This window comes from Pseudomonas sp. CGJS7, from assembly GCF_036961695.1.
This window is the reverse complement of record NZ_JBAMDI010000006.1, coordinates 131,546-156,912: the sequence shown is the minus strand read 5'-3', so window position 1 is coordinate 156,912 and position 25,367 is coordinate 131,546. Positions and strand designations below refer to the sequence as shown.

Sequence of the window (25,367 nt, the reverse complement as noted above, 5' to 3'; positions counted from 1 at the left end):
CGCGTGGGCGTTGCTGTTGGCGCAAGCCACCGGCCGCCAGGACGTCTGCTTCGGCATCACCGTCTCCGGCCGGCCGCCGGAACTGGCCGGCATGGAACGCATGGTCGGCTTGTTCATCAACACCCTGCCGCTGCGGCTGCGCGTGGACAACGCCCAGTCGCTGGGCGAACTGCTCGACGGTCTGCAGCAGGAGCAGTCGCAGCTGCTCGGCGCGCATCACCTGGGCTTGACCGAGTTGCTGCGCGAACTGGGCCATCAGGAATTGTTCGACACCCTGCTGGTGTTCGAGAACTACCAGTTCGACGCCCAGGACCGTCGCTTCCTCGACAACCGCGACGAAGACTCGCTGCGCGTGCGTCTGGCCGAAGGCGGCCGCGGCGGCGACATGTCGCACTATCCGCTGGGGCTGCTGCTGGTGCCGGCCGATTGCCTGCACTTGCGCATCAGCTATCGCCCCGATCTGTTCGACGATGCGCAGATCGAGCGGATCGAGCGCTGCTTCGAGCGCATCCTGCAAGCCGTCGCCGGCGATCTGGGCGAGCGCGTGGGGCGGTTGGACCTGCTCGACGCCGATGCGCGCGAGCAGCTCAGCGCCTGGAACGCCACCGAACGCGAGCTGCCGTGTTCGACCCTGCCGGCGCTGTTCGAGCGTCAGGTCGAACGCACGCCCGATGCCGTCGCCGCGATCTTCCAGGAACAACGGCTCAGCTTCGCCGAACTCAACCAGCGCGCCAATCGGCTCGCGCATGTGCTGATCGCCGAGGGCGCCGGCCCGGAAAGCATCGTCGGTGTCGCGCTGCCGCGTTCGCTGGATCTGATCGTGGCCTTGCTGGCCGTGCTCAAGGCCGGCGCCGCGTATCTGCCGCTGGACGTCGACTACCCCGCCGACCGCCTGGCCTTCATGCTCGACGACGCCAAGCCGGTGCGGGTGATCACCCGCGGTGCGCTGGCTACCCTGCCTGCGCAAGCGCCGCGTCTGGATCTGGCCGAGCTGGATCAGCGTCTGGCCCAGGCGCCCGCGCACGATCCCGGCGATGCCGAACGTCGTTGCCCACTGCAACTGGCGCATCCGGCCTACGTGATCTACACCTCGGGTTCGACCGGACGGCCGAAGGGCGTGCTGGTCGCCCATCGCAGTGTCGACAACTATTTCGCTTTCGTCCGCGAGCACTATTACGGCCTGGATGCCGACGGCGGCGGCCGTACGCGCGCCAACGACGGCCACGGTTCGCCGACCACGCTGTCGAGCACCTTCGACGGCAGCGTCACCTTGTTGTTCGGCGCGCTGCTGGCGGGCGAACCGTTGGTTCTGCTACCCGCCGGCAGCGAGTTGCAGAGCCTGGGTTCGCCCGCGCAGCCGGTTGGCTACAACCTGCTCAAGCTGACGCCCGCGCACCTCAAGGCGCTCAATCCGATGCTGGAAGCGTCCGCCGCTTCGGCGCCGGGACAGGTGCTGATCCTCGGCGGCGAAGCCTTGGTGCCGGCCGATCTGGCGTTCTGGCAGCAGCGCTATCCGCAGGTGCGCATCGTCAACGAGTTCGGCCCTACCGAAGCGACGGTGGGTTGCAGCACCGAAGACATCATCGAAGACATGACCGGCGTGGACGCGGTCTCGATCGGCCGCCCGATCTGGAATACCCAGCTGTACGTGCTCGACGCGGCATTGCGCCCGCTGCCGGCCGGTGTCGCCGGCGAGCTGTACATCGCCGGCGAAGGCCTGGCGCGCGGCTATTTGCAGCGTCCCGGCCTGACCGCCGAGCGCTTCGTCGCCAATCCGTTCGACCCGGGTACGCGCATGTACCGCTCCGGCGACTTGGCGCGCTGGCGCGACGACGGCCGCCTGGATTACCTCGGCCGCATCGACCAGCAGGTCAAGATCCGCGGCTTCCGCATCGAACTGGGGGAAATCGAATCCGCCCTCGCCCGCGCCGGTTATCCGCGCAACGCCGTGGTCGCGCGCGAGGACGTGCCCGGCGACAAGCAACTGGTCGCCTATCTGGTCGTCGCCAACGACGCCCAGCCCGATACCGCCGCGCTGCGCGTGGCGCTGGAAAGCCAGTTGCCCGACTACATGGTCCCCAGCGCCTTCGTCGCGCTGCCGGCGCTGCCGCTGACCCCCAACGGCAAGCTCGACCGCAACGCACTGCCACCGCCGGGCCAAGCGGTATCCAGCCTGCGCCCGCCGCGCAATCCGCGCGAAGAACTGCTGTGCGAACTGTTCGCGCAGTTGCTGGGCCGCGAGCAGGTCGGCATCGACGACGACTTCTTCGAACTCGGCGGCCATTCGCTGTCGGCGATCCGCCTGATCGGCATGCTGCGCTCGCGGCTGGGACTGGAACTGCCGATCCGCAGCTTGTTCGAAGCGCCGACGGTGGCGCTGCTGGCGCCGCGCCTGGACCCAAACAGCGCCCCGCGTCCGCCGCTGCGGCCGCAACCGCGGTCGGCGACGCTGCCGTTGTCGTACGCGCAGCAGCGCTTGTGGTTCCTGCACAAGCTCGAAGGCGCCAGTTCCACCTACAACGTCACCGTCGCGCTGCGCCTGCGCGGCGAACTGGACATCGCCGCGCTGCGCGCCGCATTCGCCGATCTGACCACGCGCCACGAAAGCCTGCGCACGATCTTCCCCGACAGCGAACAACCGCTGCAGCAGATTCTGGCGCCCGAACAGGCCGAAGTGCCGCTGTCGGTGCGCGCCAGCGATGAGGCGCGCCTGCGCGACGACCTGCAGCGTGCCGCCGATCACGCCTTCGATCTGAGCCGCGAATTGCCCTTGCGCGCGGAGCTGTTCGAACTCGGCGACGACGAGCAGGTGCTGCTGTTGTTGCTGCATCACATCGCCGCCGACGCGGTGTCGATGCAGCCGTTGGTGAACGACATCGCCCAGGCTTACGCCGCACGCCGTACCGGCCAGGCGCCGGCCTGGACGCCGCTGCCGCTGCAATACGCCGACTACAGCCTGTGGCAACGCCGATTGCTCGGCGACGTGCAGGACCCGCACAGCCGCAGCGCGCACCAGCTCGACTACTGGAAGCGTCAGCTGGCCGATCTGCCGGAACAGATGAGCCTGCCCACCGACCGCCCGCGTCCGGCGGTGGTGAGCTACCACGGCGGCAGCGTCTGCTTCACCCTGCCGGCCGACTTGCACCAGCGCTTGCTGGACCGTGCCGGCGCCCATCAGGCCAGCTTGTTCATGCTGTTGCAGGCCGCGGTGGCGGCGTTGCTGAGCCGGGTCGGCGCCGGCGAGGACATCGTCCTCGGCAGCCCCATCGTCGGCCGCGGCGAGGAAGGGCTGGACGGGCTGATCGGCCTGTTCCTCAACACCCTGGTGCTGCGCACCGACACTTCGGGCAACCCCAGCTTCGAGACCTTGCTGGCGCGCGTGCGCGCCACCGATCTGGCCGCGTACGAACACCAGGATTTGCCGTTCGAGCAACTGGTCGACGCGATCAAACCGGCGCGCTCGCTCTCGCACCATCCCTTGTTCCAGGTGCTGCTGGCCTTGCAGACGCAAGCGGCCGAGCTGCCGGCCTGGGCCGAACTGGATGTGCGCGTGCAGCCGCTGCTGCTGGAAAACGCCAAGTTCGATCTCAGCTTCGACTGGACCGAACACCGCCACGCCGACGGCCGCGCCGCCGGCCTGCTCGGCCGGGTGGAATACGCCAGCGATCTGTTCGACGCAGGCAGCGTCGAACGGCTGGCGCAACGCATGCAACGCCTGCTGGAAGCGGTCGCGGCCGATCCGGGCCTGCGTCTGGCTGAGCTGCCGATACTGACCGAGCTTGAGCGCAGCCAATTGCTCAGCGACTGGAGCGCCGGCCCCGAGGTCGACGCCGCCGAGCTGTTGCCGCAACGCTTCGAACGCCAAGCCGCGGCCACGCCGCAGGCGACCGCCCTGGTCCACGCGCACGGCGAACTCGATTACGCCGAACTCAACGCCGCCGCCAACCGGCTGGCGCATGTATTGATCGAACGCGGCATCGGCCGCGGCGACCGGGTGGCGATCGCGTTGCCGCGTTCGGCCGAGCTGCTGATCGCCCTGCTCGCAGTGCTCAAGAGCGGCGCCGCGTACGTGCCGGTGGATCCGGATTACCCGGCCGAGCGCATCGCCTACATGCTCGACGACGCTCAGCCGGCGGCATTGATCGCCAACGCCTCGTCTGTCACTGCTATCGCCGACATCGAACAACGCGGCGACGCGGTTTTGTTGCTCGATCAGCCGCAGACCCAGGCGGCGATAGAGCGCGCGCCTTCGCACAACCCCGGCGCTGTACCGACATTCGCGCCGCTTGATCGCCGATCCGCCGCGTACACGATCTACACCTCCGGCTCCACCGGCCGGCCCAAGGGCGTGACCATCGAGCAGCACGCGCTGGCCAATTTCCTGCGCTCGATGGCGCGCAGCCCGGGCATGAGCGCGGGCGAGCGTCTGCTCGCGCTGACCCCGATCTCGTTCGACATCGCCGGACTGGAGCTGTACCTGCCGCTGTGGCAAGGCGGCTGCGTGCACCTGCTCGACCGCGACACCGCCGGCGACGCGCAGTTGCTCGCCGCGCACATCGACCGGCTCGCGCCCGAGCTGATCCAGGCCACGCCCGCCACTTGGCAGATGCTGCGCAGCCACGGCTGGCGCCCGCAAGCGTCGATGCGTCTGCTGTGCGGTGGCGAAGCGCTGCCGCCGGATCTGGCCGCGTATCTGAGCGCCGACGCCGGCGCGCTGTGGAACATGTACGGCCCGACCGAGACCACGGTGTGGTCGCTGCTCGACCGGGTCGAACCCGACGCCGACATCGGCATCGGCCGGCCGCTCGACAACACCCGCGTCTATATCCTGGACGCGCATCTGCAGCCGGTGCCGGCCGGCGTGGCCGGCGAGCTGTACATCGCCGGCGACGGTCTGGCGCGCGGCTATCACCAACGCGCCGCGCTCACCGCCGAGCGCTTCGTCGCCAATCCGTTCGAACCCGGTGCGCGCATGTACCGCACCGGCGATCTGGCGCGCTACCGCGCCGACGGCCGCGTGGATTGCCTGGGCCGGGTCGACAACCAAGTCAAACTGCGCGGCTTCCGCATCGAACTGGGCGAAATCGAAGCGGTGCTGGCGCAAGCGGGTTATCCGCGTAACGCCGTGCTGCTGCGCGAGGACCAGCCGGGCCACAAGCGTCTGGTCGCCTACGTCGCCACCAGCGAGGCGGTCGATGCGAGCACGCTGCGGCAACAGCTGGCCGCGCGTCTGCCCGACTACATGCTGCCCACGGCGGTGGTGGCCCTCGACGCCCTGCCGCTGACGCCCAACGGCAAGCTCGACCGCAAAGCGCTGCCGGCGCCCGACTTCGCCGTCGGCGAAGGCCGCGGCCCGCGCAACGCACAGGAAGCCCTGCTGTGCGCGCTGTTCGCCGAAGTGCTGGGAGTGGAGCGCGTCGGTATCGACGACAACTTCTTCGCCCTCGGCGGACATTCGCTGCTGGCCACGCAACTGATCGGCCGCATCCGCGCCAGTCTTGGGGCGCAGGCGACGATCCGCGCCCTGTTCGAATGCCCCAGCGTGGCCGAGCTGTCGCCGCGGCTGGGCCGGCAGGCGCTGCGGCGGATGCTGCGGCCGATGCCGCGGCCCGAACGCATGCCGCTGTCGTATGCGCAGCGGCGGATGTGGTTCATCCAGCAACTGGAACAACAAGGCGGCATCTACAATATTCCGCTGCCGTTGCGCTTGCGCGGCGAGCTGGATGCCGAGGCGCTGCGCTCGGCGCTGCACGACGTGCTCGCGCGGCACGAGAGCCTGCGCACATTGTTCGCCGAACACGACGGCGAGCCGTGGCAGCAGATCCTCGCCAGCGATGAGATCGCCTGGGCTCTGCCGGTCGAAGACGTCGCGCCGGCAGCGCTGCAAGCCACGCTCGACCAAGCGGCGCGCGCAGCCTTCGATCTGGCCAACCAGATCCCGTTGAAGGCGCGCCTGTTCCGCTTGAACGCCGCCCCGGGCGCCGAACAAGAACACGTGCTGCTGCTGTTGCTGCACCACATCGCCGCCGACGCCGGCTCGCTGGCGCCGCTGGGCCGCGAACTGAGTCTGGCCTATGCGGCGCGTCGCGACGGCCGTGCGCCGGAGTGGGCGCCGCTGCCGGTGCAGTACGCCGACTACACCTTGTGGCAGCGCGAGCTGCTCGGCGACCAAAACCAGCCCAGCGCCGTGTACAGCGCGCAGTTGGCCTATTGGCGCGATGCGCTGGCCGCGCTGCCCGAATGCCTGCCGGCCATCGGCGACCGCCCGCGTCCGGCGCAGGCGAGTTATCGCGGCGAACGTCTGCGCGTGCAGGTCGACGCCGATCTGCACGCACGCTTGCTGAAGCTCGCGCAGCGGCATCAGGTCAGCCTGTTCATGCTGTTGCAGGCCGGTCTGGCCGCGTTGCTGACCCGGTTGGGCGCCGGCGACGACATCGCCATCGGCACGCCGATCGCCGGACGCACCGATGCGGCGATGGAGTCGCTGGTCGGCTTCTTCGCCAACACTCTGGTGCTGCGCAACGACACCTCCGGCAATCCCAGCTTCGCCCAGTTGTTGCAGCGGGTGCGCGCCGGAAATCTCGCCGCCTACGGCCAGCAGGACTTGCCGTTCGAACAATTGATCGAAGCGCTGAACCCCAACCGTTCGCTCGCCCACCATCCGCTGTTCCAGGTGATGCTGGTGCTGGAGAACAACCAGCGCGCCGGGCTGGACTTGCCGGGGCTGGCGTGGGAATCGATCGATTGCTCGCCCGGCCTGGCCAAGTTCGATCTCAATCTCGGCCTGACCGAGGACTACGGCGCCGACGGCGAAGCCGCCGGTCTGCGCGGCGTGCTGGAATACGCCACCGATCTGTTCGACGGCGACACCGCGCAGGCACTGGTGCGGCGTTATCTGCGCCTGCTGGATGCCGCCGCGACCGACGCTACGCTGCCGCTCGGCCGCATCGACCTGCTCGAAGCGGCCGAGCGCGAAAACCTGTTGCTCGGCTTCAACGCCACCGCCCAGGACGCGCCGCCGAGCCATCTGCCGGCCTTGTTCGAAGCGCAGGTCGCGCGCACGCCCGAGCGGATCGCGCTGCGCTGCGAGCAGCAGGCCTGCACTTACGCCGAACTCAACCTGCGCGCGAACCGCCTGGCGCATCGCTTGATCGGCCACGGCGTCGGCCCGGGCGAACTGGTCGCGCTGGCCGTGCCGCGTTCGGTCGACATGGTGGTGGCATTGCTGGCGGTGCTTAAGGCCGGCGCGGCGTACCTGCCGCTGGACCCGGATTATCCGGCCGAACGTCTGGCCCATATGCTCGCCGACGCGCAGCCCAAGCTGTTGCTCAGCCACAGCGATACGGCGGCGCAGTTGCCCGCGCACGAGTGCGAGGCGCTGTTGCTGGATCGCGATTTCACCGCCGCACTGGCCGAGCAATGGCCATCGACCGATCCGACCGACCGCGACCGCCTGAGCGCGCTGCGGCCGCAACACCCGGCCTATGTGATCTACACCTCCGGTTCGACCGGAAAGCCCAAGGGCGTGGCGCTGCCGCATCAGGCCCTGAGCAATCTGATGGCGTGGCATCACGGCGCGCTGTCCGGATCCAACGTCGCCGAACCGGTCCAATCCGCAACGGTGGTCGCGCAGTTCACCGCGCTGAGCTTCGACGTCTCCGCGCAGGAAATCTTCTCGACCCTGACCAGCGGAAAGACCCTGGCGATTCCGCTGCGCGAGACCCAGCGCGATCCGGCGCGGCTGGCCGCGTGGTTGCAGCAGCATGCGGTCAACGAGCTGTACGCGCCGAACCTGGTGCTCGATGCGGTCTGCGCCGCGGCGCAGGAACAGGCGCTGACGTTGCCGGCGTTGCACACTCTGGTCCAGGCCGGCGAGGCCTTGAACCTGAGTCCGGCCTTGCGCGCCTGGCGCGATCAGGCGCCGGACCGGCGTCTGCACAACCACTACGGCCCCAGCGAAACCCATGTGGTCAGCGCGCATGCGTTGGCGAGCGACGCCGCCGGCTGGAACGATCCGGCCGGCGTACCGATCGGCGCGCCGATCTGGAACACCCGCCTGTACGTGCTCGACGCCGAGTTGCAGCCGGTGCCGGCGGGCGTGCCGGGCGAGTTGTACATCGCCGGCGCCAATCTGGCCCTGGGCTATCTGCGCCGTCCGGGCCTGACCGCCGAACGCTTCGTCGCCAATCCGTTCGCGCCCGGCGAACGCATGTACCGCAGCGGCGACCGCGCCCGTTGGCGCCGCGACGGCGCGCTCGACTACCTGGGCCGCGCCGATCATCAGGTCAAGATCCGCGGTTTCCGGGTCGAGCTGGGCGAAATCGAAACCGCCCTGGTCCGCGCCGGCTTCGCCCACAACGCGGTGCTGACCCGCGCGGACCGGCACGGCCAACCGCAATTGGTGGCCTATCTGGTCGCCGCGCGGGTGGATGCGCCGGCGTTGCGCGCCGCCCTGCTCGCCCATCTGCCCGATTTCATGGTGCCGACGGCATTCGTTGCGATCCACGCGCTGCCGCTGACTCCGAACGGCAAGCTCGACCGCCGCGCCCTGCCCGAGCCCGACTTCGCCACCATCGGCTCGCGTGCGCCGCGCACGCCCAAGGAGGAACTGCTCAGCCGCCTGTTCGCCGAGGTGCTCAAGCTCGAACGCGTCGGCATCGACGACAACTTCTTCCTGCTCGGCGGCCATTCGTTGTTGGCCACGCGTCTGACCAGCCGCATCCGCGCGGCGTTCGGCAAGGAAATGCCGATCCGCCATCTGTTCGAGGCGCCGACGGTAGCCGCGCTGGCTCAGCGTCTGGACGAAACCGCGGCCGCGCGACCGGCGCTGACGCCGCAACCGCGTCCGGCTACGTTGCCGCTGTCGCATGCGCAGCAGCGCCTGTGGTTCTTGCAACAGTTGGACGAAGCCAGCACCGCCTACAACATCCCGATGGCGGTGCACCTGGACGGCGCGCTCGATCACGCGGCGCTGACCCAGGCGCTCAACGATGTGCTGGCGCGTCACGAAAGCCTGCGCACCGTGTTCGAGATAGTCGACGGCACGCCGGTGCAGCGCATCCGCGCCGAAGCCAGTCTCGATATCCCGCTGCGCGACAGCGGAGAGACCGGCTGGCGTGAGGACATGCACGCCGCCGCGGGCCATGCCTTCGCGCTGGAAACCGAACTGCCGTTGCGCGCGCACTTGTTCCGCCGCGGAGCGGAGCAGCACGTGCTGTTGCTGGTGCTGCACCACATCGCCGGCGACGGCGCGTCGATGGCGCCGCTGGCGCGCGACCTCAGCCTGGCCTACGCCGCCCGCCGCGAAGGCCAGGCGCCGCAGTTCGCGCCGCTGCCGGTGCAATACGCCGATTACGCCCTGTGGCAACGCCAGTTGCTGGGCGAGGAACACCAGCCCGACAGCACCATCGCCCGCCAGTTGGACTACTGGCGCAAGACCCTGGCCGATCTGCCGGAACAGCTGAGCCTGCCGAGCGACCGGCCGCGTCCGCACGCGGCCAGCCAACGCGGCGCGAGCTGGGCGATCGATTTCGACGCTCAGTTGCACGAGCGCCTGTCGGCGCTGGCGCGCAGCCACGGGGTGACCTTGTTCATGGTGCTGCAGGCCGCGTTCGCGGCCCTGCTCACCCGGATGGGCGCCGGCACCGACATCGCCATCGGCGGCCCCGTCGCCGGGCGCACCGATGCGATGCTCGACGAACAGATCGGTTTCTTCGTCAACACCCTGGTGCTGCGCACCGACACCTCCGGCAACCCGCGCTTCGCCGAACTGCTGCAACGCGTGCGCGCCGCCGATCTGGCCGCGTACGAACATCAGGACTTGCCGTTCGAACGGCTGGTCGAAGCGCTCAACCCTAGCCGTTCGCTGGCCCATCATCCGTTGTTCCAGGTCGCGCTGACGCTGCAGAACAATGAGCGCCCGCTGCTCGATCTGCCGGGATTGCAGGACTGTCCGGTCGAGCTGGAGCTGACCGTCGCCAAGTTCGATCTCAATCTGGGACTGGCCGAGCACTGGAGCGAGGACGGCCGCGCCGACGGTCTGCGCGGCGTATTGGAGTACGCCACCGACCTGTTCGATGCCGACAGCATCGCCGCATTGGTCGAACGTTTGCGCCGCGTGCTGGAAGCGGTGGCGCTGGACCCGCAGCGCCGTTTGTCGAGCATCGACGTGCTGGACGCGGACGAACGCAAGCAGTTGACCTCCGGCCGCCCCGCACTTGCGGAGATAACCGAAGCCTCGCAGCCGCCTGAACTGCTGTTCCCGCAACTGTTCGAACGACACGCGCTGCTCACGCCCGACGCCCCGGCCTTGCTCGGCGAATTCGACGGCCTCGGTTTCGACCGCCTGAGCTACGCGCAGCTCAACCGCCGCGCCAATGCGCTGGCCCATCGCCTGATCGCGCAAGGCATCGGCCCGGAAGCTCTGGTCGCGCTCGCCGTGCCGCGTTCGCCGGCGACGGTCATCGCGCTGTTGGCCATCCTCAAGGCCGGCGCCGCTTACCTGCCGCTGGACACCCACTATCCGGCCGAGCGTCTGGCCTACATGCTCGACGACGCCAAGCCAGCATTGCTGATCGGCCGGCGCGATGCCGCCGAACGGCTGCCCGATTTCCCGTCGGTGCTGTGGCTGGACGATGTGCTCGACGAACTCTGCGCCGACGCCGACACCCACCTCGACGCGGGCCAGTTCGACAATCCGCGCGACGACCAGCGCACCCGCGCCTTGTCGCCGCAACACCCGGCTTATGTCATCTACACCTCCGGCACCACCGGCCGTCCCAAGGGCGTGGTGGTCGCGCACGCGGGGCTGCCGGGCCTGGCCCAGGCGCAGATCCAGCGGTTCGCGCTGACCGCGCACAGCCGCGTGCTGCAGTTCGCCTCGCTGAGTTTCGACGCGGCGACCATGGAAATGCTGATGGCGTTCGCGCCCGGCGCGGCCCTGGTATTGCCGCGTCCCGGCGTATTGCTGGGCGACGAACTGGCGGCGACGCTGCATCGCTTCGACATCAGCCACGCGCTGATCCCGCCGAGCGCCTTGGCCAGCCTGGACGCCGAGTCGGTGACCGCGTTGCGGACCCTGGTGGTCGGCGGCGAAGCCTGCCCTGCGCCGCTGGTGGCGGCGTGGTCGCGCAGCCGCAACATGCGCAACGCTTACGGCCCGACCGAGGCCAGCATCTGCGTCAGCATCAGCGACGGCTTGAACGATACCGCCGGCAACGCGCCGCCGATCGGCCGCTCGCTCGCGCAAGTGCGGCTGTACGTGCTCGACGAACACCTGCAGCCGGTGCCGGCCAACGTGTCCGGCGAGTTGTACATCGGCGGCCCCGGCCTGGCCCGCGGCTACCTCGGCCGCGCCGCGCTCAGCGCCGAACGCTTCGTCGCCAACCCGTTCGCGCCGGGCGAGCGCATGTACCGCAGCGGCGATCTGGTGCGCTGGCGCGGCGACGGTCAGCTCGATTACCTCGGCCGGGTCGACCATCAGGTCAAGATCCGCGGCTTCCGCATCGAACTGGGCGAAATCGAAGCGGCCCTGGCCGAACTCGGCCATCCGCACCATGCCGTGCTCGCACGCGAAGATCGTCCGGGCCTGCCGCGTCTGGTCGCCTACGTGGTCGCCGCGCAAGTGGACGCCGCCGCAGTGCGCGCGGCGCTGGCCCAGCGTCTGCCCGACTACATGGTGCCCGCCGCCATCGTCGCCATCGACGCCTTGCCGCTCACCCCCAACGGCAAGCTCGATCAGCAGGCGTTGCCGGCGCCGGATTTCGCCGCCGCCGCGCAGCGCGCCCCGCGCAACCCGCGCGAAGCCGCGCTGTGCCGCTTGTTCGCCGAAGTGCTGGGATTGGAGGAGTCTGGCGTCGGTATCGACGACAACTTCTTCGCCCTCGGCGGACATTCGCTGCTCGCGACTCGCCTGGTCAGCCGCATTCGCGCCGAACTCGGCATCGTGTTGCCGATCCGCAGCGCGTTCGAACAGCCCACCGTCGAAGCCCTCGCCGCGCGTTGGTCCGAGTCCGAGGAGCAACGCCCGCAGTTGCAGGCGATGCCGCGTCCGGAGGTATTGCCGCTGTCGTACCCGCAGCGACGGCTGTGGTTTCTGTACCGCTTCGAAGGCCCCAGCGCGACCTACAACATCCCGCTGGCGCTGCGTCTGGAGGGCGAGCTCGACACCGATGCGCTGCGTGCGGCATTGAACGACCTGCTGCAACGCCACGAGAGCCTGCGCACGATCTTCCCGCACGGCGAACAGCCGATGCAGCACATCCTGGCGCATGCCGAACTCGAGCTGCCGGTGGTGGATGTCGAGGACGCCGAGTTGCCGGCCGCGCTCGACGCCGCCGCGGTGCGTCCGATCGACCTGGGTCATGAGTTGCCGCTGCAGGCGCAGTTGTTCCGGTTGTCGCCGCAACGCCATGTATTGCTGCTGTTGCTGCATCACATCGCCGGCGACGGCGCCTCGATGGAGCCGATGGCGCGCGATCTGTCGCAGGCTTACGCGGCACGCCGCGACGGCCGCGCGCCCGAGTGGGCGCCGCTGCCGGTGCAGTACGCCGACTACACCTTGTGGCAGCAGCAACTGCTGGGCGAGATCGCCGATCCCGCCAGCCGCGCCGCGCGTCAGCTCGGCTATTGGCGGGAAACGCTCAGCGATCTGCCCGAACAGATCGCGCTGCCGTCCGACCGCCCGCGTCCGCCGATCGCCAGCTACCGCGGCGGCCGTTTCGACTTCGAGATCGACGCCGACACCCATCAGCGCCTGCAAGCGCTGGCGCGCCAGCGCGGCGCGACCTTGTTCATGCTGCTGCACACCGCGCTGGCGGCGCTGCTGACCCGACTGGGCGCGGGCACCGACATCGCCATCGGCAGCCCGGTCGCCGGCCGTACCGACGATGCGCTGAACGACTTGGTCGGCCTGTTCCTCAATACGGTGGTGCTGCGTACCGACACTGGCGGCGATCCGAGCTTCGATGCGCTGCTCGCGCGCGTGCGCCAGGCCGATCTGGCCGCCTACGAGCACCAGGACCTGCCGTTCGAGCAACTGGTCGACGAACTCAACCCGACCCGCTCGCTCTCCCATCACCCCTTGTTCCAGGTGATGCTGGTGCTGCAGAACACCGCCAAAGCCAGCCTGCGGTTGCCGGGGCTGAGCCTGGGCGAGCAAAGCTACGAGCTGCCGATCGCGAAGTTCGATCTCAGTCTCAATGTGTGGGAACGCCAGAGCGAAGACGGCGGCGCGAGCGGCCTGGGCGCGCAGCTGGAATACGCCACCGATCTGTTCGACTCGAACACCGCGCAAACCATCGCCCGCCGTTTCGTACGTATGCTCGAAGCGATGGCCGCGCAGCCGGCGCAAACCATCGGCACGGTCGACCTGCTCGAAGCCGACGAACGCGCGCAGCTGTTGCTGGAATGGAATCCGGCCCCGCAAGCGGTCGCACCGGATACCTTGCAGGCGCGCTTCGAACGTCAGGCCGCGTTGTACCCCGACGCCATCGCCGTGGTCTGCGAGGCGCAGACGCTGAGCTACGCCCAACTCAACGCCCGCGCCAACCAGTTGGCGCATGTGTTGATCGAGCGCGGCGCGAAACCTGAAGACCTGGTCGCCATCGCCCTGCCGCGCTCGCTCGATACGCTGGTCGCGATCCTGGCCGTGCTCAAGGCCGGCGCGGCGTACCTGCCGCTGGACCCGGACTATCCGGCCGAACGTCTGGCCTACATGCTGCAAGACGCCAAGCCGGTGCAGTTGCTGACCCACGCCGATCTGCAAACGCAGCTGCCCGCGTCGGCGGTGCCGAGCATCGTGCTGGACGATGCGGCGACCCAGGCCTTGCTCGCGGCGCAGCCGGCGGCCAACCCGTCGCCGCGCAGCGCCTCGGAACACCGCGCCTACGTCATCTACACCTCCGGCTCGACCGGGCAGCCCAAGGGCGTGCTGATCTCGCATCAGAACGTGATCGCCCTGTTCGACACCGCCCAGCCGCTGTTCGAGTTCAGCGAGCGCGACGTATGGAGCCTGTTCCACTCCTACGCCTTCGACTTCTCGGTGTGGGAGATCTGGGGCGCCCTGCTCTACGGCGGCCGGCTGGTGGTGGTGCCGCGTCACATCGCCCGCTCGACCCCGGACTTCCTGCGCCTGCTGGCCGAGCAACGGGTCACCGTGCTCAACCAGACGCCGTCGGCGTTCTACCAATTGATCCAGGCCGATGCCGAACTGGCCGATAGCCAGCGGCAAGCGCTGAGCCTGCGCACGGTGGTGTTCGGCGGCGAAGCGCTGGACCTGCGCCGCTTGAACGACTGGTATGCGCGCCACGACGACCAAGCCCCGCGCTTGGTCAACATGTACGGCATCACCGAAGTCACCGTGCACGCCAGCTTCCAGCCGCTGGATCGCGATATGGCCGCAGCAGCGGCGGGCAGCCTGATCGGCCGCGCCACGCCCGACCTGCAGTTGTACGTGCTCGACGAACGTTTGCAGCCGGTGCCGGTGGGTGTGGGCGGCGAGTTGTACGTGGCCGGCCTGGGGCTGGCGCGCGGGTATCTCAACCGCGCCGGCCTCACCGCCACCCGCTTCGTCGCCAATCCCTTCGCCGCGGGCGAGCGCCTGTACCGTTCCGGCGATCTGGCCCGTTGGCGCGCCGACGGCACCCTGGATTTCCTCGGCCGCGCCGATGAGCAGGTCAAGATCCGCGGCTTCCGCATCGAACTGGGCGAGATCGAAGCGGCCTTGCGCGCGCTCGATGGAGTGAGCCAGGCGCGGGTGATCGTGCGCGAGGATCGACCCGGCCACAAACAACTAGTCGGCTACGTGGTCGCCAGCGTCGACGACATGGCGGCGCTGCGCGCCGGCCTGTCCGAGCGCTTGCCCGACTACATGGTGCCCGCGGCGCTGGTCGCGCTCGACACCTTGCCGCTCACCACTCACGGCAAACTCGACCGCAAGTCGCTGCCGGCGCCGAGCTTCGCGCCGACCAGTGCGCGCGGCCCGCGCAACGCCGAAGAAGCGATCCTGTGCACGCTGTTCGCAGAAGTGCTGGGGCTGGCGCAAGTGGGCCTGGACGACAGCTTCTTCGCTCTCGGCGGCGACAGCATCAGTTCGATCCAACTGGTCAGCCGCGCCCATAACCAGGGACTGGCGATCAGCGTGCGCGAGGTGTTCCAGCACCAGAGCGTGGAAGCGCTGGCGGCGATCGCCCGGCCGGTGCGCGAAACCCAGGCGCTGAGCGTGGAAGCGCCGACCGGAACGCTGCCGGCGACGCCGATCGTGCATTGGTTCCTCGACCAGCACGGGCCGCTCGACGGCTTCCATCAGTCGATGCAGTTGCAAGTGCCCAAGCTGGAACGCGCCGATTTGGTGCAAGCCGTGCAAGCCTTGCTCGATCACCACGACGCCTTGCGCTTGTGCGTGCTCGACGCGGATGCGGATGAGCGGCAACTGTCCATCGGCGCAGCCGGCAGCGTCGATGCCGATGCGTTGATCGTCCGCTGCGACGCACGCGCGATCGCCGCCGAAGCCCCCTCGCCCGCGCATCTGCGCGAGCACCTGCAAACGCAGGCGCGGCTGGCCAGCGAGCGCCTGGACCTGCGCGCCGGACGCATGCTGCAGATCGTCTGGCTCGACAGCGACAGCGACTCGCGCCTGTTGCTGCTGATCCATCACCTAGCCGTCGACGGCGTGTCCTGGCGGATCCTGGTGCCGGACCTGCAAGCCGCGTGGGAAGCGGTGCGCGCCGGTCGGCCGGCGCAGTTGCAGCCGGTGGCGACCTCGCTGCGGCATTGGGCCTTGCAACTGCCGGCGTTGGCCGAGCAGCGTCTGGCCGAATTGCCGCTGTGGCAGTCGATGTTCGAGGGCGAAGACCCGACCTTGGGCTGGCGCGCGTTCAATCCGGCCCACGACACCTTCGCCAGCAAGGCGCAACTCAGCCTGACCCTGGATGCGAAGACCACCCAGATCCTGCTGACCCGCGCGCCCGAACGCATCCACGGCGGCGTCAACGACGTGCTGCTGACCGCATTCGCCTTGGCCCTGATCGGCTGGCGCGAACGCAACGGGCAGAACCGCAAGCGCCTGCGCAGCGTGCGCTTCGATCTGGAAGGCCATGGCCGCGAGGACATCCTCGAAGGCGCCGACCTGAGCCGGACGGTGGGCTGGTTCACCAGTCTGTTCCCGGTGCAGCTGGATCTGTCGGCGCTCGATCCGGCCCTGGCCCTGCGCGACGACGCGGTGTTGGAGCAGGCGCTCAAGCAGGTCAAGGAACAGCTGCGGCGCCTGCCCGACCGCGGCATCGGCTACGGCCTGCTGCGTTACCTGAGCAAGATCGGCCGCACCGCGTTGCAGGCGCATCCGGCGGTGCAGATCGGCTTCAACTACCTGGGCCGCTTCGGCGGCGCTCATGGCGCCACCGCGCACGCCGCGACCGCCAAGCACGCGGCCTGGCAAGCGCCGGCCGACGCGCCGGCGATGGGCGGCGGCGCCGCCGACAAGCAGGCGCTGCCGCATGTGCTCGACCTCAGCGCGGTCGCCGTGGACGGGCCGGACGGGCCGCAGTTGCACGCGCACTGGCTGTGGGCCGGCGCCCTGCTCAACGAAGCCGAAGTGCAGGAGCTGGCGCAAGCCTGGTTCAAGGCCCTGCACCGCATCGCCGATTTCGCCGCCCGTTCCGACGGCGCCGCGCTCACCCCTTCCGACGTACCGCTGATCTCGCTGGATCAGACCGACATCGAATTCCTGGAGTCGCTGTATGCAAAAGCACCAGATTGAAGACTTGCTGCCGCTGTCGCCGTTGCAACAGGGCTTCTTGTTCCATGCCCTGTACGACCAGCAGGTGCAGGACAGCTATGTCGTGCAGATGGTGCTGGGCTTCGACGGGCCGCTGGATCCGGCGGCGCTGCGTCGCGCCGCCGAGGCGATCGTCCAGCGTCACGCCAACTTGCGCGCGGCGTTCGTGCACCAGAAGGTCAAGGAGCCGGTGCAGTTGATCCTGCGCTCGGTGGAGCTGCCCTGGCGCGACATCGACCTCAGCGGCCAGCCCGCCGCTGAGCGCGAGGCCGCGTATGCGGAGCTTTTGCATGCCGATCAGCACGAGCGCTTCGACCTGAGCCAGGCGCCGCTGCTGCGCTTCGCCCTGGTGCGGATGGACCGCCAGCATTACCGGCTGATCTTCACCCACCACCACATCCTGCTCGACGGTTGGTCGATGGGGCTGTTCCTGCGCGAGTTCGTCGAGTTGTACCGCAGCAACGGCGACACTGCGGCGCTGGCGCGGGTTACGCCGTATCGCGACTACCTGCGCTGGCTGGAATCGCGCGACAAGCAAGCCGCCTTGAACGCATGGCGCAAGGCCCTGGCTGGGGTCGAGCAGCCGACCCGCGTGGTCGAAGCCTCGACCACGACTGCGCTGCCGGCCACGCAAGTGCATCTGTTGCCGGAAGATCTGAGCGCGCGGCTGGTGCAGCAGGCGCGCAGCGTCGGCGTCACCATGAACACGCTGATCCAGGCGGCCTGGGCGATCCTGATCGGCCACCTGTGCGGACGCGACGACGTGGTGTTCGGCGCCACCGTGTCCGGCCGCCCGCCGGAACTGCCCGGGGTCGAGCAGATGCTGGGTCTGCTGATCAACACCGTGCCGGTGCGCCTGCAACTGCGGCCGGAAGAAACCCTGCGCCAGTTGCTGCTGCGTTTGCAGGAGCAGCAGTCGGCGCTGCTGGATTACCAGCACCTGAGCCTGGTCGAGATCCAGCGCCTGACCGGGGTCGAACACGAGTTGTTCGACACCCAGGTGGTCTTCGAAAACTATCCCAGCGACGCCGGGGATGCCGGCGACCAGGGCGCACTGCGGATCGGCATCCACAGCCATTGCGGCGGCGATACCTCGCATTACCCCTTGAGCATGGTGGTCGGCCCGGGCGCCCGGATCCATCTGGGTTTCAGCTACCGCCCGGATCTGTTCGAGGCCGAACAGATCCAGCGCATCGGCGAGCGTTACGCTCGCATCCTGACCGCGTTCGCCGATCGTCTGGACGGCAGTCTGGCGCGGATCGACTTGCTCGATGCCGGCGAGCATGAGCGACTGCGCGAGTGGAACACGACCGCGCATGCCGTGACGCCGTTGCCGCTGCCGACGCTGTTCGAGCGACAGGCCGCACGCACCCCGAGCGCCGTCGCCGCGATTTTCGAGCAAGACCGGCTCGATTTCGCCGAGCTGAACGCCCGCGCCAACCGCCTGGCCCATGTACTGATCGCCGAGGGCGCGGGCCCGGAAAGCATCGTCGCCATCGCCCTGCCGCGCTCGCTCGACCTGATGGTGGCCCTGCTCGCCACGCTCAAGGCCGGCGCCGCGTACCTGCCGCTGGACATCGACTATCCGCCCGAGCGTCTGGCGTTCATGCTCGACGACGCCGAGCCGGTGCGCGTGATCACCCGCGCCGATGTCGCCGCCCTGCCCGCCGACGCGCCGCGGCTGACGCTGGACGCTGCCGAGGTGCTCGCGCGTCTGGCGCAAGCGCCCGCGCACGACCCGAGCGATAGCGAGCGCCGGCAACCGCTGCATGCCGATCACCCGGCCTATGTGATCTACACCTCCGGCTCGACCGGCCGTCCCAAAGGCGTGCTGGTGGCGCATCGCAGCGCGGCCAACTACTTCGCCTGGAGCCGGCATCACTACTTCGGCTTGAACGAGGCCAGCGACGGCGCCGGCCTGGGTTCGCCGACCACGCTGTCGAGCACCTTCGACGGCAGCGTCACCTTGTTGTTCGGCCCGCTGCTGGCCGGCGAACCGCTGACCTTGCTGCCCGCGGGCAGCGAGTTGTCCGCGCTGGGCACGCCGACTGCGCCGGTCGAATACAGCCTGCTCAAGCTGACCCCCGCGCACCTGAAAGCGCTCAACCCGATGCTCGAAGACTCCGCCGCGCCGGCACCGGGCAAGATGTTGCTGCTCGGCGGCGAAGCGTTGGTGCCGGCCGATCTGGCGTTCTGGCAGCAACGCTATCCGCAAATCCGAATCGTCAACGAATTCGGCCCGACCGAGGCCACGGTCGGTTGCAGCACCGAAGACATCCGCGAGGACATGCGTGAGGCCAGCAGCGTGTCGATCGGCCGGCCGATCTGGAACACCGAGCTGTACGTGCTCGACGCCGCGTTGCGTCCGGTCCCGGCCGGGGTGCCGGGCGAGTTGTACATCGCCGGCGCCGGTCTGGCCCGCGGCTATCTCAATCGCGCCGGCCTGACCGCCGAACGCTTTATCGCCAATCCCTTCACGCCCGGCCAACGCATGTACCGCAGCGGCGATCTGGCCCGTTGGCGCGAAGACGGCCGGCTGGATTACCTCGGCCGCGTCGACCATCAGGTCAAGATCCGCGGCTTCCGCATCGAGCTGGGCGAAATCGAAGCGGCGCTGGCCCAGATCGGTTTCGTCAACAACGCGGTGATCGCGCGCGAGGACATCCCCGGCGACAAGCAACTGGTCGCCTATCTGGCCGGCAGCGAACAACGCATCGATGCCGAGACCCTGCGCAAGGCGCTCGACGGCCGCCTGCCCGACTACATGATCCCCAGCGCCTTCATCGGCGTGGACGCGCTGCCGCTCACTCCCAACGGCAAGCTCGACCGCAAGGCCCTGCCCGCGCCGGACTACGCCGCGGCCAGCCTGCGCCTGCCGCGCAACCCGCGCGAAGAACTGCTGTGCCAGTTGTTCGCCGAAGTGCTCGGGCGCGAGCGCGTCGGCATCGACGACAGCTTCTTCGATCTGGGCGGGCATTCGCTGCTGGCGATCCGCCTGATCGGCCTGATCCGCGCCCGGCTGCAACTGGAGCTGCCGATCCGCGCCTTGTTCGAACAACGCACCGTGGCGGCACTGGCGCCGCACCTGGACCGCAACCGCCTGCGCCGGCCGGCGCTGTCGGCGCAGACGCGACCGGAGCGACTGCCGCTGTCGTACGCCCAACATCGCCTGTGGTTCCTGCATCAGCTCGAAGGGCCGAGCGCGACCTACAACATCCCGCTGGCGCTGCGCCTGCACGGCGAACTCGACCGTGATGCGCTGCAAGCGGCGATCAACGACCTGCTGGCGCGCCACGAAAGCCTGCGCACGCTGTTTCCCGAAGGCGACACGCCGCAGCAGTACATCCTGGCCGCGCCGGGCGCGCACGACAGCCTCGACGACAGCGCCGCGTTTCTGCCGCTGGAACTGGTTCGGACCGATGCGCAGGCGCTCGACGCCCACATCCGCGACGCGGCGGCTTACGCCTTCGATCTGACCTGCGAACTGCCGCTGCGGCCGACCTTGTTCCGGGTCGGTGCCGACGACCACGTGCTGCTTCTGCTGCTGCACCACATCGCCGGCGACGGCGCTTCGCTGGCGCCGTTGTCGCGCGATCTGTCGCAGGCCTACGCCGCGCGTCTGGCCGGCAAGGCGCCGGCGTGGACGCCGCTGCCGGTGCAGTACGCCGACTACACCTTGTGGCAGCACCAGCTGATGGGCCGCGAGGACGACGGCGACAGCCTGCTGTGGCAACAGATCGATTACTGGAAACAGCGGCTGGCCGATCTGCCCGAACAGTTGCCGCTGCCCAGCGACCGCTCGCGTCCCAACGTCACCAGCTATCGCGGCAAGCCGCTGCACTTCGAACTCGACGCCGAACTGCACCGGCGTCTGCTGGCGCTGACCCGGCGCCACAGCGCGACCTTGTTCATGGTGTTGCAGGCCGCGGTCGCCGCGCTGCTGACCCGGATGGGCTCGGGCACCGACATTCCGCTGGGCACGCCGGTGGCGGGCCGCACCGATGCCGCGCTCAACGATCTGGTCGGCCTGTTCCTCAACACCCTGGTGCTGCGCGTCGACACCTCCGGCGATCCCAGCTTCGCGACCCTGCTCGCGCGCGTGCGCGACACCGATCTGGCCGCATACGAACATCAGGATCTGCCGTTCGAGCAACTGGTCGAACAGCTCAACCCGGTGCGTTCGCTGGCCTATCACCCGCTGTTCCAGGTGATGGTGGTGCTGCAGAACATGGGCGCGGGCGAGCTGCATCTGCCGGGCCTGCGCTGCGAGCCGCATTCGCTCGAACTGGATGTGGTCAAGTTCGATCTCAACTTCGCCTTCTCCGAGCGCACCCACGCCGACGGCCAGCCCGCCGGCCTGCAAGGCGCGCTGGAGTTCTCCACGGACCTGTTCGACGAAGCCAGTGTGCGGACCCTGCTGCAGCGCTTCGAGCGCCTGCTGTACGCGGTCGCCGACGATTCGAGCCAGACCATCGGCAGCGTCGAACTGATGGACGCGATGGAGCGCCAGCGTCTGCTGCACGACTGGAACGCCAGCGAACACGACGTGATCGAGGCGCCCCTGCCGGCGCTGTTCGAAGCCCAGGTCGTGCGCACGCCGTCGGCGCCGGCCGCGATCTGCGCCGACCAGCGACTCGACTTCGACGTGCTCAACCAGCGCGCCAACCGCCTCGCCCATGTGCTGATCGCCGAAGGCGCGGGGCCGGAAAGCGTGGTCGCGATCGCTCTGCCCTCCTCGCTGGATCAACTGGTGGCGATGCTGGCCACGCTGAAGGCCGGCGCAGCGTATCTGCCGCTGGACCTGGGCAACCCGCGCGAACGTCTGGGCGACATGCTCGACGACGCCAAGCCGGTATGCGTGCTGAGCCGCGAGTCGCTCGCGCATCTGCTGCCCGCGCAGACGCCACTGTGCCTGCTCGACGACCCGGTGCTGCAACGCCGTTTGGCCCAAAGCTGCAGCGACAACCCGACCGATGCCGACCGGCTGCGGCCGCTGAACCTGCTGCATCCGGCGTACGTGATCTACACCTCCGGGTCCACCGGCAAGCCCAAGGGCGTGCTGGTCGCGCACCGTTCCGCCGCGCACTACTTCGCCTGGTCCGGCCATGCGTACTTCGCCGACGGCGACAACCGCAACGGTTCGGCGACCACTCTGTCGGCCGCGTTCGACGGCAGCGTCACCGTTCTGTTCGGCCCGCTGCTGGCAGGCCAGCCGCTGACCCTGATCGAAGCCGACAACGAGTTCTCGCAACTGCTGGCCCAGCGGCCTGAGGGCGGCTATGCCTTGCTCAAGCTCACTCCGGCGCATCTGAAACTCCTCAACGCCGGCTTGGAACCCGGCGCGCCGGCACCGGCGCGGGCCTTGCTGCTCGGCGGCGAAGCGCTGTTGCCGGCCGATCTGGCGTTCTGGCAAGAGCGCTACCCGGATGTGCGCCTGATCAACGAATACGGCCCGACCGAAGCCACCGTCGGCTGCAGCACCTTTGAGGTAGACGCGGACCTGCGCGACGCCGCCAGCGTGTCGATCGGCCGGCCGATCTGGAATGCGCGCCTGTACGTGCTCGACGCGCAGCTGCGGCCGCAGCCCTGCGGCGTGGCCGGCGAGTTGTACATCGCCGGCGCCGGTCTGGCGCGCGGCTATCTCAACCGCCCAGGCCTCAGCGCCGAACGCTTCGTCGCCGATCCCTTCGCCGCAGGCGAGCGCATGTACCGCAGCGGCGACCTCGCCCGCTGGGATGCGCACGGCCGGCTCGAATACCTGGGCCGTATCGATCAGCAGGTCAAGATTCGCGGTTATCGGATCGAACTGGGCGAAATCGAGACCGCGCTGGCGCAGGCCGGGTTCGCCCAGAACGCGGTGATCGCGCGCGAAGACCATCCCGGCCAGAAACAACTGGTGGCGTATGTGGTGGCCGGCGATATCGATGCCGCCGCGCTGCGCGCCGAACTGGCCCAGCGTCTGCCCGACTACATGGTGCCGGCCGCGTTCGTCGCCCTGGCCGCGCTGCCGCTGACCGGCAACGGCAAACTCGACCGCAAGGCGCTGCCGGCGCCGCAGTTGCTCAGCGCCAGCCAGCGCGGGCCGCGCAACGCGCGCGAAACCTTGTTGTGCGAGCTGTTCGCCGAGATTCTGCATCTGCCGCGGGTCGGCATCGACGACAACTTCTTCTCGCTCGGCGGCGACAGCATCGGTTCGACCCAGTTGGTCAGCCGTTTGCGCCGCGCCGGTTGGTCGATCAGCGTGCGTACCGTGTTCGAGCACCAGTGCGTGGAGGCGCTGGCGCAGGCGATGACGCCGTTGAGCGATACCGCCAAGATTTCGCTGGAAGCGCCGGTCGGCGAGCTGCCGGCCACGCCGATCATGCACTGGTTCCTGCAACAGGGCGGCCCGCTGCAGCAGTATCACCAATCGGTGCTGCTGCAATTGCCGGCACTGGCCGAAGCCGATCTGTCGGCGGCGTTGCAGGCCGTGCTCGATCATCACGACGCGCTGCGCCTGCAGTTGTCGCCGCAACAACGTTGGCAGATCCGCGCCGCCGGCGCGGTGAGCGCCGCCGATTGCTTAGTGCGCATCGATACCAGCGACTGGACCGAGACCGACGACCGGCAGGCCTTCCAAGCGCGCATGCGCGAACACGCCAACGCCGCCGCGGCCAGTCTCGATCCGCGCAGCGGGCGCATGCTGCAAGCGCTGTGGTTCGAACATGCCGGACAGCCGATGCTGCTGGTGCAGGTCCATCACCTGGCCATCGACGGCATTTCCTGGCGCATCCTGCTGCCCGATCTGAAGGAAGCCGCCGAGGCCGCCGTCGCCGGACGCGAAATCGCACTGGCGCCGGTGCCGACCCCGCTGCGCCATTGGGCCCTGCAACTGCCCCGCGCCGCCGCGCAGCGCAGCCACGAGCTGCCGCTGTGGCAGTCGATGTTCGCCGGTGAAGATCCGCCGCTGGCTACGCGCGCGCTCGACCCCGCACGCGACACCGTCGCCACCCGCCGCAGCCTCAGTCTGAGCCTGGACAGCGAGATCACCCGCTGCCTGCTGACCCGCGCGCCCGAGTCGATCCACGGCCGCATCAACGACGTGTTGCTCACCGGGTTCGCCCTGGCGCTGCGCGCCTGGCGCGCCCGGCGTGGGCTCGGCGACGCGGACACGGTGCGTTTCGAACTCGAAGGCCACGGCCGCGAGGACATCGTCGCCGGCGCCGAGCTGTCGCACACCCTGGGCTGGTTCACCAGCCTGTTCCCGGTGCAGTTGCAGTTGCACGGCATCGACAGCGACACCGCCCTGAGCGATGAGCGCGTGCTGGCGCGTTGCCTCAAGCAGGTCAAGGAACAACTGCGGCGCCTGCCCGACCAGGGCATCGGTTACGGCTTGCTGCGCTATTTGAGCGAGCAAGGACGGCAAGCGCTGGCCGATCATGCCGCGCCGCAGATCGCCTTCAACTACCTCGGACGCTTCGGCGTCGGCGGCGCCGGCGAAGACTGGAGCGCGACCGATCGCTTGTCGGTGCAAGCCGACGACCACCCGGCGCGGCCGTTGACGCACGCGCTGGAACTCAACGCGATCACCCTGGACGGCAGCGACGGCCCGGTGTTGAAAGCGACCTGGAGCTGGGCCGGCGAGTTGCTCGACGAAGCGGCCGTGCGCGAACTGGCCGAGGATTGGAACGCGGCCCTGCGTGCGATCGCCGCCTACGCGGCCGGCAGCCAGCGCGATGCGTTCACCGTCTCCGACCTGCCGCTGGTCGCACTGGAGCAGGCGCAGATCGAAGCGATCGAAGCCGCGCAGCCGGCGCTGGCCGACATCCTGCCGCTGTCGCCGCTGCAGCACGGCTTCCTGTTCCACGCCTTGTACGATGAGCAGGCGCACGACAACTACATGATGCAGGTGGCGTTCCGCTTCGACGGCCCGCTGCGCAGCGACGCGCTGCGCACGGCCGCGAACCGGCTGCTGCAACGCCACGCCAACCTGCGCGCGGCGTTCGTGCACGAAGGTTTGAACGAGGCGGTGCAAGTCATTCCGCACATCTTGGACGCGCCGTGGCGCGAACTGGAACTCGACGAAGCCGGCTTCGCCGAGCTGCTGCGCGAGGACCAACAACAACGCTTCGACCTGTCCGCGGCGCCGTTGCTGCGCTTCACCCTGGTGCGCACCGCGGCGCAGCGTCACTATCTGGTGTTCACCAGCCACCACATCCTGCTCGACGGCTGGTCCACGCCGATCCTGATCCAGGAACTGCTGACCCTGTACGCCGAAGGCGAACAGGCCGAGCTGCCGCGGGTCACGCCGTATCGCGACTACCTGCGCTGGCTCGGCAGCCGCGACAAACCGGCGGCGCTGAGCGCATGGCGCGAGGCCCTGGCCGGCTTGGAAGAACCCAGCCGGATCAGCACCAACAACGTCGCCGCCAGCGCCCCGGCATTGCAGCAGCACTACCTGCCGCAAGCGTTGAGCGCGCGTCTGGCCGAACAGGCGCGCCACTGCGGCGTGACCTTAAACACGGTGATCCAGGCGGCCTGGGGCATTCTGCTCGCGCGCCTGCTGCGCCGCGACGACGTGGTGTTCGGCATCACCTTCGCCGACCGCCCGGCC

At 69.1% G+C, this 25,367-nt stretch carries 2 protein-coding genes (both running past the window's edge); both read left to right on the top strand.

Going from position 1 to position 25,367, the window contains the following annotated elements:
- A protein-coding gene (locus tag V7787_RS06330) for a non-ribosomal peptide synthase/polyketide synthase (RefSeq protein ID WP_336086617.1) crosses the window boundary here: on the top strand, nucleotides 1-16,756 show its 3' portion. It extends 8,516 nt beyond the left edge of the window; 16,756 of the gene's 25,272 nt are visible here — the last part of the coding sequence; the start codon falls outside the window, past its left edge; the stop codon is at nucleotides 16,754-16,756.
- A protein-coding gene (locus tag V7787_RS06325) for a non-ribosomal peptide synthase/polyketide synthase (RefSeq protein WP_336086615.1) crosses the window boundary here: on the top strand, nucleotides 16,737-25,367 show its 5' portion. 13,530 nt of this gene lie beyond the right edge of the window; the window shows 8,631 of its 22,161 coding nt (coding positions 1-8,631); it begins with the start codon at nucleotides 16,737-16,739; the stop codon falls past the right edge of the window. The genes V7787_RS06330 and V7787_RS06325 overlap by 20 nt, the downstream gene beginning before the upstream one ends.